Source organism: Bdellovibrio sp. 22V (assembly GCF_030169785.1).
GTDB lineage: Bacteria > Bdellovibrionota > Bdellovibrionia > Bdellovibrionales > Bdellovibrionaceae > Bdellovibrio.
Genome location: NZ_CP125854.1, coordinates 2,185,841 through 2,198,993, shown reverse-complemented (window position 1 = coordinate 2,198,993; position 13,153 = coordinate 2,185,841). Strand labels below are relative to the sequence as shown.

Annotated in this window: 10 protein-coding genes; 6 read left to right on the top strand and 4 right to left on the bottom strand. The window is 46.7% G+C overall.

Annotated features, from left to right (window positions below; all coding sequences use genetic code 11):
• Window positions 1–28 precede the first annotated feature (28 nt).
• A complete protein-coding gene (locus QJS83_RS10595; RefSeq protein WP_284604662.1) occupies window positions 29–2,755 on the bottom strand; it encodes a zinc-dependent metalloprotease in 2,727 nt (908 codons plus the stop codon).
• Window positions 2,756–2,865: 110 nt separating this feature from the next.
• Between QJS83_RS10595 and QJS83_RS10590 the strand changes: the two genes are divergently transcribed.
• From QJS83_RS10590 to QJS83_RS10570, 5 genes are all read left to right on the top strand, one after another.
• Window positions 2,866–4,236: a peptide MFS transporter gene (locus QJS83_RS10590; protein WP_284604661.1), complete on the top strand. Its 1,371-nt coding sequence runs from the start codon at window positions 2,866–2,868 to the stop codon at window positions 4,234–4,236.
• 44 nt (window positions 4,237–4,280) lie between these two features.
• Window positions 4,281–4,511 (top strand): CPXCG motif-containing cysteine-rich protein, encoded by a 231-nt coding sequence (locus QJS83_RS10585; protein WP_350158771.1) that lies wholly within the window; start codon window positions 4,281–4,283, stop codon window positions 4,509–4,511.
• A 28-nt stretch (window positions 4,512–4,539) separates the two neighbouring features.
• Window positions 4,540–5,097: a GNAT family N-acetyltransferase gene (locus QJS83_RS10580; protein ID WP_284604657.1), complete on the top strand. Its 558-nt coding sequence runs from the start codon at window positions 4,540–4,542 to the stop codon at window positions 5,095–5,097.
• 10 nt (window positions 5,098–5,107) lie between these two features.
• The gene (locus tag QJS83_RS10575) at window positions 5,108–6,298 is read left to right on the top strand and encodes an NAD(P)/FAD-dependent oxidoreductase (RefSeq protein WP_284604655.1); all 1,191 of its coding nucleotides are present in this window, start codon (window positions 5,108–5,110) and stop codon (window positions 6,296–6,298) included.
• A 111-nt stretch (window positions 6,299–6,409) separates the two neighbouring features.
• Window positions 6,410–6,814, top strand: coding sequence for a hypothetical protein (locus QJS83_RS10570; protein ID WP_284604652.1), 405 nt, complete (start codon window positions 6,410–6,412; stop codon window positions 6,812–6,814).
• Between the two features lie 62 nt (window positions 6,815–6,876).
• Here the strand turns inward: QJS83_RS10570 and QJS83_RS10565 are convergent, their stop codons facing one another.
• Window positions 6,877–7,716 (bottom strand): trypsin-like serine peptidase, encoded by an 840-nt coding sequence (locus QJS83_RS10565; protein WP_284604650.1) that lies wholly within the window; start codon window positions 7,714–7,716, stop codon window positions 6,877–6,879.
• 552 nt (window positions 7,717–8,268) lie between these two features.
• Between QJS83_RS10565 and QJS83_RS10560 the strand changes: the two genes are divergently transcribed.
• A complete protein-coding gene (locus QJS83_RS10560; RefSeq protein ID WP_284604648.1) occupies window positions 8,269–9,216 on the top strand; it encodes an HNH endonuclease in 948 nt (315 codons plus the stop codon).
• Between the two features lie 319 nt (window positions 9,217–9,535).
• On the opposite strand, the gene QJS83_RS10555 is transcribed toward QJS83_RS10560, so the two are convergent.
• On the bottom strand, window positions 9,536–11,689 hold the full coding sequence (locus QJS83_RS10555; RefSeq protein WP_284604646.1) for a 3-hydroxyacyl-CoA dehydrogenase NAD-binding domain-containing protein: 2,154 nt from the start codon (window positions 11,687–11,689) through the stop codon (window positions 9,536–9,538).
• 103 nt (window positions 11,690–11,792) lie between these two features.
• Window positions 11,793–13,136, bottom strand: coding sequence for a thiolase family protein (locus QJS83_RS10550; protein ID WP_284604645.1), 1,344 nt, complete (start codon window positions 13,134–13,136; stop codon window positions 11,793–11,795).
• Between the last annotated feature and the right edge of the window lie 17 nt (window positions 13,137–13,153).

Here is a 13,153-nt window from a genome sequence, read left to right as displayed (position 1 = left end):
CGCAACTGTTTAAAGTCTTAACAGCGTCCTACTGCACCTTGCTGAGAGCAAAAAGAACGTTCATCTCTGAAGACAACCAAGCGGAAGCTCCGGCATCAACTAAGCCTTTACCAAGAAGATCGCTGGCCACTTCAAGAGGTTTTTTGATTAATGTGAGGTCTAATTGCGGATCAATCTCTTTCAAGAAGGCATTTACTTTATCGTACTGAGCCTTGCGGATCAGAGCGAGTTTTCCGTCGACGTCAAAACGCAAACCTTTCGAAGAAAGAACACGAGCCCATTTCGCGCGCTCTTCGGCAGTGAGGTAAACTTTGGCAACCTTGACCTCTTTCGCCAAACCCGTTCCCACTTTCACAGTTTGTTCGCCTTCGCGTGCCTCATTCAAATCCAAGTATAGATCCGCCAACGAAGCGGCCTCATCCGCAGTGATAAGATGACGACCTAAAAGGGAACTCACGATAACAGTGCCTGAATCCGTTTGCGTAGGCTCTTCGATCTTCGGTAAAAGCACCGACACGTCTTCGATCAATACTTTACGGTTCAAAGACGACAGTTTCGCGAAGAAGCGAAGTATTTTAACCTGGTCTTCAGAAGACAAAGTATATTCCCGACCTGCCAAAGTTTTACCGCTGGTGAAATACGCGGCGTTTTTCAATTCTTCGATCTGCTTATCCAGCCAAGCGACAGAAATAGTTCCGTCAGCATCCCGCAAAAGAGTGTTGATGATATTCGCATAACCACCTGCCTCTGCTAAAGAACGAGCGCGTTCTTTAACCAACGCTTCATCCAAGCCCATTTTAGAGTACAAGACTTGGCCCGCTTTCACGTTTTCCAAAGAAGCAAAGCCTGGGGCCGCCACGGAATTTTTTGTGACGTCCATCGTGACTTGCGCCACGAATTTAAGCGGCTCAAGATTGAGTTTTCCCCACTTCATCGTGTCCGCTAAAACGGTATCCATAGGAAGTGTCACTTCGGGTTGATCCCCCGGATACGCGCGCCCGATAATGGAGGCAAAAAGAACTTTCACGAAACTTTCTTTTTCACTTTTTGCATCCAGATATTTTCTGAGGAGCGGATTGTTGCCGGCATCAAAGCGTTCGCAACCATAAACCGCCAAACCTTGGCTGGTTGCCAAAGCAATGTCATCATCCGTGCAGTATTTAGAGACCGCTTCATCAAGAGCTTTATCGTCCTCTGAATAAGCCCACGTCATCGCCATTTTATCGTAAGACAACGGAGCGTATTTGATTTTCGCCGCCATCAAAACATCGTCAATGCCGGAGACGTAGTCCATGATACTTGTCGACGTTTCCAAACCTTGATGTTGCGGATCTTTCAAATAAGTTTTTGCGGATTCGTAAATCTCTTTCGTGGAAACTTTCGCAGAGAAAGAACCTGCGAAATTATGACGAAGACCCAATGCATGACCAAGTTCGTGCGCCACTGTCGCACGCACACTGTCTTGCGCCAGACGAAGTCTTTGTGAATCGCTCGCTTCACGGGCGATGTCGTTCAGAGCTTTTAAACTTGTCGTGAGATCACAAGCGACAGCTCCTGCCGCAACCACAGGCGAATCGCCATTAAGACCTACAAGATCCGCCGAACCAACACGCGTGAAAACCGAAGGCATAAACACTTGCGCGCGCAAGACCTCGCCCGTCAAAGGATCGGACTGACCGATAGCGTAAGCCGCGCCTGAATCCAACCACGGAATCCAGCGAATGAAGATGCTGCGATCTTCAGGACCTGCTTGAGGATCCACACCCGTTTTTACTGTGATCACGTCACGGCCAAAAACTTTATTCCAGTAAAGAGCCCCCTCTGTCACCGCTTGCACATAGTCCTCGGGAACTGCGGCGGAAACGCGTACGACGATAGGTCCTTTCGACGGAGACAAATCCCACTTCGTAATAAGATTTGTGATTTCTGTGCTATAGCCCTTTTTGCTGACTTTCGTAACAAAGAAACCTGCACGGCGCGATTTATCGTACTCTTTCTTTTTAAAATCTTGAGAAAGATTGTACGAGCGGATTTGCACATTCATCGCCAAAGTCTCTTCGCGATTTTCAATATTCAAAGAGCGGTCGCCGCTTTGTTTTACAACGTCCGCGCGAATTTTAGAGATTTGCTCAAGCTCAATATTCTTTTCGTCAAACTTGATATTGCGAACAAAAGAATCAATCACCGGCAAAGACGCAAACGAACTCTCCGTGAGATCGTTATTCTTTCCACGAGCTGCATCCACATCATACGAACTTTGCAGGACAAATGTTTTTAAACCCTGTCCCCAATCAAAAGTGATGGAGGCCGCGTCCTCTGCAATAATAGGGAATGTTTGAATGAGGTTTACGGTGCGGATCTCTTCGTAAATGCTATTATAGTTTTCACCTAAAATCGCGATACGGTTGCCTGACTTTTCAAAGCTCACGACGAGAGGTTTGAGGTCGTACCATTGGGGCGTTGAGCCTGCTGTTCTGCCGGAGGCCATAAGAAGGAAGATTTTCCCCAAAGCCGCCTTTTGAATCTTAATACAAGAAGCTTGCGCGCACAAAGCCGCACTGGCAGCTGACTCTGCGGAGTTCGCCGTTGTTAATTTTGTTGCTGCGTTTGTCTTAGCCTCTTTATCTGCAGGAGAAAAAGACTCCAGCATGTTTTCCGGTGCCTGCTTTGAGATGTCGACATTCAACGAACACGCGGTCATTGCCAATGAAGTTGCCACTAAGCCGATAGCAAAGATGCCCTTTTTAAAAGCCATAACGAGAAGCCCCCTTGATCTTTTCAGGTGACATTTATGCCAAAGAATTGCCAAGATCAAAAGGCATCTGAAAAAAAGTATGAAATGTGCATAATGTTGACAGGAGGCTCATGGCTCAAACCAAGCGTATTGCAGAGAAAACCTTTTTAGGACATCCACGCGGTTTGTTCACACTTTTCCTCACAGAAATGTGGGAAAGATTTTCTTTCTACGGAATGAGAGTTCTTTTAGTGCTTTACATGACTCAGTACCTGTTCACGCAAGCGGAGAGCGGAAAAGAAGTCTGGGGTTATTCAGCGATTAAAGGACTCCTTGAGGGGGCTTACGGCACTTTGTCGCACCAGGCTTTGTCGTCACACATTTACGGTCTCTATACGGCCTTTGTATATTTTACTCCTTTCTTTGGAGGCTTGATCGCGGACCGCTATATCGGTCAGCGCCGCGCAGTTTATGTGGGTGGGCTTTTAATGGCTGTCGGTCACTTTTTAATGGCTGTGGAAAGCCTCTTTTTCCCAGCACTTCTTTTCCTGATTTTAGGAAACGGTTTCTTTAAACCGAACATCTCCACGCAAGTGGGCGGTCTTTACGAAGAGGGTGACTCTCGCCGTGACGGCGCCTATACGCTGTTCTACATGGGTATCAACCTTGGCGCGCTCTTATCCCCCTTTGTGTGCGGAACACTCGGCCAGAAGGTCGGCTGGCACTGGGGCTTCGGCGCTGCGGGCGTCGGTATGGTGGCGTCGCTTATGATTTATCATTTCGGCGGCCGACACCTTCCTGAAACTGAACATAAAAAATCCGTGCAGGAGATTGAGACGAAGGCCCACACTCCTCTTAGCAAAGAAGAGTGGATGAGAACTTGGGCTTTAACGTTCCTGTGCATGGTCACGATTTTCTTCTGGGGCGTTTACGAACAACAAGGCAATACTATGCAGTTGTGGGCGGACCAGAAAACCGACTGGGTGTTCTTTGGTTGGGAAGTTCCTTCCACTTGGTATCAATCGATGAATCCATTGATCATCATCGTCTTTGCGCCGCTTTTGGACCGCATGTGGGCATGGCAAGCACGTCGCGGAAAAGCTCCTGGCACGGTGACAAAGATGGCGTTGGGATCTTTCCTAGGCTGTGTGGCTTCGATCATTATGTACATGGCGGCAGGTGCCGTGGGCGATGGTAAAGGCAGTGTCGCTTGGCTTGCAGCTTCGACATTCTTGATCACAATGGGCGAGCTTTATATTTCACCGATCGGTTTGTCTGCGGTAACGAAAGTAGCTCCGGTTAAGATTGTGTCTATGATGATGGGTGTTTGGTTCTTGGCGACGTTCTTTGGAAACTACGTCGCGGGCTACGTAGGCAGCTTCTACGAGGTCATTGCAAAAGAGAATTTCTTCTTATTACTCGCAGGCCTCAGTTTGATTCCTACGATCCTTTTCTTCCTGACTCATAAGGTGCTTTCAAAGTCTTTGGGTAAAGACATCTAGTTTGTTTTTCAACACTGGATATAGCTCTGCAGAAGCCTCTCTGGATGAAAATAAACAGAGAGGCTTTTTTTATGGAATATAAAGTACAGTGTCCCTTCTGCAGAGAAAAATTCGGAATGGAAATTTATCATGAGGACGGTGACGATCAGGAATTCGTTTACGATTGCGAAGTCTGCTGCCGCCCTATCGACGTTCACGCTTCCTGGGACGATTCCCATCAAAGATTTTCCCTAAGAATCAACCGTGGACCGGGTTTTGACGAGATGCCGATATAAGTTGACCCCGAATTTTGATTATGTCTTTATGTGGTCTATGCACATTCGTCCTCTAGAAAAGAACGACCTTGCCGCTATTAAAGTTTTTACGGATCACACGATCGGTCGCGATTATTTTTCTTTGCAAGAACTTGAGGAGTGCTTCAATAAGTCCGTCTCTCAAGGAATCATGTGCTCTTTTATTCTGGAAAACGAATCCGGCATTCAGGGATTTCGTCTTGCCTATCCTCCGGGAGCCTGGAGCAAAGGGAAAGGCTCTAAACTTCGCCCCGATCTTTGGAAGGTGTCCCTTGATAAAGTCGCCTATTTTCAGAGTTTATTCTTAGCTAACGAAGCCCAAGGCCAAGGCTGGGGGCCTCGCTTGTCTGAAGCTGCGATTGAGTCCTTTAAAAAACTGGGCGCTCAAGCTATTGTGACTCATGCGTGGAAAGAGTCGCCGAACAACTCCTCCATTCGCTATTTAACGAAGTTTGGTTTTGAAAGTGTCGCCACTCATCCTGAATACTGGATTGACGTGGATTACGAATGCGTGCGCGACGGAAAACCCTGCCGTTGCACGGCGGAAGAAATGATCAAGTATCTGTAAGGATCAAGTCATGAGCATGTCCTACTGGCTGCAAGAAAAAATCTCGAACTCCCCGGCCACAGCCTCACAAAAATACGACGTGGTGATTGTCGGCGGAGGAATCGCCGGTCTTTCCTCTGCCTACTGGCTGCAAAAAGAAAATCCGCAATTGAAAATCGCGATCTTAGAAAAACACCGTCTGGGTTTTGGAGCTTCCGGCCGCAATGCCGGCTTCGTTACTTGCGGCTCAACCGAGCATTTTATTAAGCTGCAAGAACAGTTCGGTCTTACTAAAGCCGTCGAGATTTGGAAGTTTTCCGAGGACAATCGCAAACTTCTTCTTGAGCATATCATCGAAGACAAATGGGATGACGTGGATTTCCGCTTGACCGGCTCCTGCACGGTCGCGCCAAGTTCAGCGCATTGGGAGAAGTACAAAAATGTCGCGCGCACAATGCGGGACTCTGGCATTGATGTTTACGAAGTCAGTCCCGAAGAAATGGAACGCGATTATGGCGTCACCGGCTTTGAAGGCGGCATTCAGTATCGCGGTGACGGTTACATCCATCCCATCAAGCTTCTACAAAAAATGCGTTCTCGTTTGAACGTCGACGTTTTTGAAGAGCACGATGTTTTAGACATTCATCAAACGGGCCACTCACAGGTCGTGCGCACTTCCCGCGGCGATTTTTCTGCGGGAAAAGTGATTGTCACCTTAAACGCTTACCTTCCCTTGGTGCTCAAAGATTTTTCTAACATCATTAAACCAGGCCGCGGGCAAATTTTGGTGACAGAGCCTCTTCCTGATTTCGTGAAAGGTCCTTGTTACCTGACGAAGCATCTTTGTTATTTCCGTCAGCTTCCCACGGGCCACTTGCTGATTGGCGGCTTTAGAAATCTTGCGATTGAGACTGAGAATACGCACGAAGACGCGATCACCGATCTTATTCAGAATGCGTTGTACGACTTCGTAAAAAGTCATTTCAAGTATGGACCTCAAGCGAAAGTGGCGCACCAGTGGTCAGGTATTATGGGCTTTTCTCCCGACGGCCAAATGCTTTTGGGAAATTTACCTGACAATCCTGGTGTGCATGTGATTGCGGGCTGTTCAGGGCACGGCATGGGCTTGAGCTTTAATGCTGCACGCACGATGGTTGGACACATGTTTGGCAAAGAAATCCCCGCTCATCTGCAAGTCGGTCGCGTTTTAGGCGATCTGTGACGTGGAATTTCGCCGTACACGGGGAAAAAAGTTCATAAAACAGGATTAAAAACAGACTTTCCACGGCAAAGACGCTATGGAATCGGCATTCAAAACCAAAGGATGCTAACCATGAAAACAATCGTTTTTGCTATTGCTATGCTTGCTTCCAGCCTTTCTTTTGCTGGCCAAAGAGTTTTCGATTGCTCTGCTACGAAACTTTCTACAAGCAAAGATCTTTCTTTCTCTGAAATCAATATTCAACAAAACCCACAAGTTCTTTTCATCGATGGAACTTATAATTGGTCTTTACAAGTGGGCGACGTTTCTTTGCAAACGGTAGACTCTAACGGTCCGGCTCTTTGGAAAGAATCTTCTTCGACAAAGAACACCGTTCGTTACGATTTCTGGGTTGAAGGCTCTTACGAATACGAATTGCGCATCAACGTAAAAGACCACACAGCAAAAGTTTACTGGTGGGGCCTCGGCGAAAGAGTCGAAGTCGGCACATTTGCTTGCGAAGTTGTTGAACAGTAGTTTTTGAATTTAAATTTTGATTTGCTTGAAAAGCCGGGGGAATCTCCGGCTTTTTTTATTTACTAAAGATGATCCAAAATCCACGACGATGAAGTGGCAACGCCTTTGTCGTAGTCAGATTTGAATTTGAGTTTGTGCATGAGGGAATTAACTCCGCCGACGTTGATGCCGGCAATGCCTAGAGCGGGCCCGTTTTCGTCTTGATAGAGGAACAACAAAGGACCCCCGGAATTGCCGCCGCTGATGCTACAGTTGGTGAAGCTCGCGCGAACAAAGCGTGGTTCGTCTTTGAATTTACCGGCGATTTCTTCCGGAGTTCTGAAATAACAACGGCTTTGCGTTTGTTGCAATCCGTGCAAAGTTTTTCGTTGTGCTTCGTCAGGATAGCCGACGCTGACTAATTCAGTTGTGAAATATTGCTGTGGAGCCAGGCGCATCAGTTTTAACGGTTTGATGGATGTAATATCATTTTGCAAAGTTAAAATCGCCCAGTCGTCGGCGAACCTGCGATCGGAATTGATATCCCCGGCTCTATCCATGCCTGCGATTTGCACCGAGATATTTTCACGAGTATTGGGAACAAAGAAAACTCGAAGACCGAGGTACTGAAACTCCCGCATTTGCGCTATACAATGCGCGGCGGTCAGGATCTTATTCGCCTGAATCAAAGTTGCCGAACAAAATGAGTAGTAAGTGGAATGGCCTTTGCTTTCATTCTCTTCGTGAAGTCGAACCAGATCTTTCGATAAAGAAATCCCGTAAGAAGCATAGTCCGAAGGCAAGATTGCCTGAATGCGCCCTACCGCTTCGTATTCTCCAACGTGGGAAAATGTTCGAAGGTCTTTGGCGAACACCAAAGTACTTTGCAGAATGAATAATGCGGCAATCAAGAACGATTTCATTGGCGAATAAAAGAGCAAGCCACATGCCGATAAGTCCGGCTTCAAAATAGCTTGAAGAGGCTCCTAACCTTAGACTGCCTCGAAAAAAAACATTCTTCGCGAGTCGCTGTCGAAAAGTTCGACAAGGACACACTCGCCGCTCATCGCTCTTTATCACTACTTACACTCCTCGCTTCGAGGAAATCGCGCGTTAGTTTTTATTTGTAATAAAATTTCGCTTGCAGCCCTTATCGAACGCTTCAGGTTTCTTTCTGTGCGACATTCAATATTTCTCCGCGAAGCTTCGTTGTAGAAAGATTTTCTCGCAGCAACAGAGCTTATAGAGCGTTTAACAGGCGATCTTTGCGCCTTTCGAATTCATAATTCAGATTCCAAAAAGCCAAAAAATGAGACCAAATTTTTCGTGATATAACACCTGCGGTGGAGGAAACGATGTCACTTCAAAAACAACTCTCTCGCGAAACGACTCAACGAGACTTTAAGAGTATTTCTAACAGCGAGCTCATCGCCAGAATGGAAAAACTGGTTCGCACGGAAAGAAAGATCACTCACTTGATTTTACTGCATATTGCTGAAATTGAAGAACGCAAGCTCTTTGCGGAGTTGGGCTTTGATGGGATGTATTCTTATCTGACCCGTGGTCTTGGATATTCTGAAGGCAGTGCCTATCGCCGATTGCAGTCCGCCCGTTTATTGAAGCAAGTGCCGTCGATTGCGGAAAAGATTGAAAATGGCAGTCTTAACCTGTCTCAACTTACGGAAGTTCAAAAGAGTCTAAAGGCTTTTACAAAAAATCAAAAGAGCAACTCCTCACAAGAATACGCAAACACAGACGACATCAAAAAGACATCTTCCGAAACCGAGACAAGCGATTCAATAGAAAAATCTACGGCAAATACCACGGAGTTGCTTCAAGTTTTAAGCAAACTCGAAAATAAGAACACATTCGAGACGCAAAAAACGCTGGCTATTGAGATGAATCTACCAATTCAGTGTCATGAAAAAATCAAACCGCAATCAGATGAGTCCGTTCGTCTGGAGCTTACATTCACCAAAGAACAATTTGCAGAGCTGGAAAAGGCAAAGAATTTACTTTCACATATTTGTCCGGATGGTTCTTTAGCTGAGGTCATAACGGCTCTAGCGCAGAGATTCAATCGGCAAAAATTAAAGGACAGCGCCAAAACAGAAAACGCAGAGACTTCTCAAAAAGACTCAACACGCACCGCCAACGCTTCGGAGGTTCGCAAGCCTTCGTCTCGCCGGAAATATATTTCCATTAAGACGAAGCGCATTCTTTTGAAAAAAGCTAACTATTGCTGCGAGTATGTGGATTCAAAAACAAAAATAAGATGCAACTCTAAGCATTTTTTAGAAGTGGATCACGTTTTACCAGTGGCGACAGGAGGAACCAATAACATAGACAACCTTCGTATCTTATGTAGAACACATAACGCTCTGGCCGCACGCACTTGGGGTTTGAAACTCAAAACTTGTTGAGGTTAATAAAACACTTACACTTATACACGAAACCTCGCAAGGCTCCAAAAAAATCTCCCCGCCGGAACCCAGCACGAAGATTGTACCCGTAGGGCTTTGCCAAGTTCACGAAACTGTCGCATTAGTTTACTTTAAGCGAAACGCATTTACGGCCCAAATGTATTCACAGCCCCTTGATTCCTTCTTTTTGCCCACAAGAATCATTCACGATCGAAAAAATCGTAGACCACTTCCAATAAAAAAGCCCTCTCGTTTTCGGAGAGGGCTTTTTTGCTATTTAATATATAGCTCAAACTTACTTGCTATTTACATCTCAAACTTACTTATAGAACTTGCTGTTCGACTTCGCCATGTTCGTAAGAGGAACAGACGGCTTCAAACGGCCTGCTTTTCTGCTGGCTGCGTAGTGCGCCAACTGATCCGCCACGTATTGCGTGCCTACAGAGTCTGTGTACTTCATCAAGCCACCGCGGAATGGAGGGAAGCCTGTTCCCATGATCATCGCCAAGTCGACTTCGTGTGGAGTTTCCACAATGCGGTCTTCGATCAAAGCCAATGAACACTCGTTCACCATCGCAAACACGCCGCGCTCGATACACTCTTTCGAGTCATAAGGATTGGAAGGTTGTCCCAAGCCCAACGCAGAGTAAATCGTTTGATCCACGTCACCGCGTTTTCCGTCTTCAGAGTATGTATAGAATCCTTTGCCGTTCTTACGACCTAGGCGACCGGACTTCTCAAGAGCTTCCATACATGGAGCCATCTCAATGCGCTCGCCGAAAGCTTTCTTAAAGATCTTAAGAACCTTGATACAAACGTCCAAACCGACTTCGTCCATCAATTCAAATGGCCCCATCGGCATACCGAACTCTTTCACGTAAGCCTTATCGACAAACTCAATGCTCATACCTTCTTGCATCAAGAACGCCGCCTCCGCCATGTAAGGAAGAAGAAGACGATTCACCAAAAAGCCAGGGCCGTCTTTAACAACGACAGGCATTTTCCCCATCTTCTTAGACAATTCGTAAATCGTTGCAATCGTTTCGTCAGACGTTTTTTCGCCACGAATAACTTCAACAAGAGGCATTTTGTTTACCGGATTGAAGAAGTGCATCCCTGCGAAATACTCGGGACGAGGATGACCTTTGGACATCTCTGTCACTGACAATGAACTTGTATTCGTCGCGATGATCGCATCAGGGCGCATTTGACCTGCGCACTCGCCGATCACTTTCTGTTTGATCCCCATATCTTCGACGATCGCTTCAACAACAACATCCAAGTTTTTAAAACCGGAGTAATCCGTCGTCACAGAAACCATGTCGATCTTTTGCTGGAATTGATATTTATCAATGGATTTGCGCTTTAGAAGCTTCATCCACAAGTCGCTGGCGTGCTTAAGACCTTTCCCCAAAGCTTCGGGATTTAAGTCTTTCATGCGCACTTGAATGCCTTTATCCGCAGCCACGTAAGCGATACCACCGCCCATCGTTCCTGCACCCAAAATACCCAACGCTTTCACTTCACGAGGTTTGACGTCCACACCAGGAACGCCGTTTTGTTTTTTCACCATCTCTGTCAGATAGAAAACGTGGATCAAGTTTTTAGAGATATCGGTAATACCCAACTCACAGAACCCCTCACGCTCGATGCGCATTCCCGCATCGCGGTCAGACATGCCGTAAGTTTTTTGAATCACTTCCAACGCTTTCAAAGGAGCTGGATAGTGACCTTTGGTCGCCTTCATCACGCCTTCGCGCGCTTTTTTGAAAACGATACCGCGACCCAAAGCGCTCTCAAGAACTTTGTTCACAGCCCCTTTCGCTTCAAACTTTTTACGGCGCTTTCTGCCGCCGGAAGCGATGATCTCTTGTGCCCACTTCATCGCCTGCTCTTGCAGAAGATTGGGGTGAACAACTTTATCGACCAAGCCGCTCTTCAAGGCTTTTTTCGAATTCACGGACTTACCAGCGAGGATAATATCCAAAGCCGCTTGTAAACCGATCACGCGCGGCATACGTTGAGTTCCGCCAAAACCCGGCAAGATACCCAATTGAATTTCCGGAAGACCAATCTTCGTTGAAGAATCATCTGAAGCGATACGATAGTCACACGCCAAGATAAACTCACAACCGCCGCCCATGCACGCGCCGTTCACAGCCGCGATTGTGGGCATAGGCAAATCTTCCACTTGGTTCATGATGTCTTGTCCGCCTTTAACAGCGGCGTCGAATTGTTCTTTCGTCGTCATGCTTTTGATTTCTTCAATATCAGCACCGGCGATAAAGATTTTCGGTTTGTTGGATTTAAAGATAACCGCTTTGTAGGAAGACTTTTTCAACTCCCCCAAAACTTCCTGAAGTCGCATCATCACTGGAGTCGAAAACTTATTTACTTTCTCCCCGACAAGATCAAACTCAACTACGGCAACGTCCCCTTGAGGAACAATCTTAATACTTTCTTGAATCGACATTTATGAAAACTCCTAAGTTGCTAAATTCAAAGTTTTATTCAAACCGCCTCAAACAAAGTTGTTGAGGCCAGGATAGCCTACGTCAGTGCCACCGTTACGCCGACTAGCCTTCGTTCTCGAGAACCATCGAACCACCTTGACCGCCGCCGATACAAAGGGTTGATAGACCGAACTGAACGTTTCTGCGTTTCATTTCTTTTGCCAAAGTCAAAACGATACGTGTGCCTGTCGCGCCCACAGGGTGACCCAAAGCAATCGCACCACCGTTAACGTTCAAGATATCGTCACGGATCTCGCCGACTTTCGCAGAAAGACCCAGTTTTTCTTGCGCGAACTTATCAGAATCCATGGCACGTTGACATGCCATCACCTGGGCCGCGAAAGCTTCATTCAACTCCACAAGGCCCATGTCTTTCATCGTCAAGCCCGCACGCTTCAACGCCAATGGCGAAGAATACGCAGGTCCCAATCCCATACGCTCTGGCTCAAGACCCGCAAAACCGTAAGAGCGGATTCTTGCCAGCGGCTTGTAGCCCATCGCTTCTGCTTTTTCACGCGACATCAAAAGAACCATCGCCGCACCGTCAGTGATCGGGCACGAGTTTCCTGCTGTGATAGAGCCTGTCGCTTTGTCGAAGAATGGTTTCAACTTTGCCAATGCCTCCATCGTTTGATTGTCACGGGGACCGACGTCTTCAGAAATAACTTCTTTGTATTCAGGCGCAAGGTACACAGGCGTTGATTCTTCACGCATGCGACCTTCTTTCATCGCCTTGGAGGCCAATTGATGCGAACGCAGAGCAAACTTATCTTGCATCTCGCGTGACAAGCCCCACTCTTTCGCCAAGATCTCTGCCGTCTGCCCCATGTTGATACCGACGAAAGGATCTGTCAGACCGAGCATCACGGAGATTTGCGGGAAGTATTCGTCTTTCATATTCCCTTGCAACAACGCTTTGATTTGATTGACGTCCGCCTTGAAGAGCTTCCACAAAAGTGGTAACGCTTGCTTCGGACCGCGAGCTGCAAAAAGATTGTCGTAAATGTCTTGGAATTTTTTCGGAGGCAATGTCGGCATTTGCGACATGCTCTCTGTACCGCCGGCAAGAATGACATCCATTGTGCCGGATTTGATTTTTTCATAACCGTTAGAGATCGACTCCAACGCGGAAGCACAGTTTCTGTGCACTGTGTATGCAGACGTCTTCAAAGGAATACCTGCATTCAAAGCTACAACGCGCGAAATATTCACAGCATCTGGAGGATTTCCAGTGTTTCCAATGATCACTTCATCAACACTATTCACGTCCAAATTTGTCTGAGCAATAAGTTGCTTGAGTGCTGTCTTCCCTAACTCCGCAGGGTGAACTTTCTTTAACTTTGTTCCTGCTTTCGTGAATGGTGTGCGAACACCTTCAACAAGAACAACATCACGAGGTGATTTCATTTGCGTCTCCTTAGCTG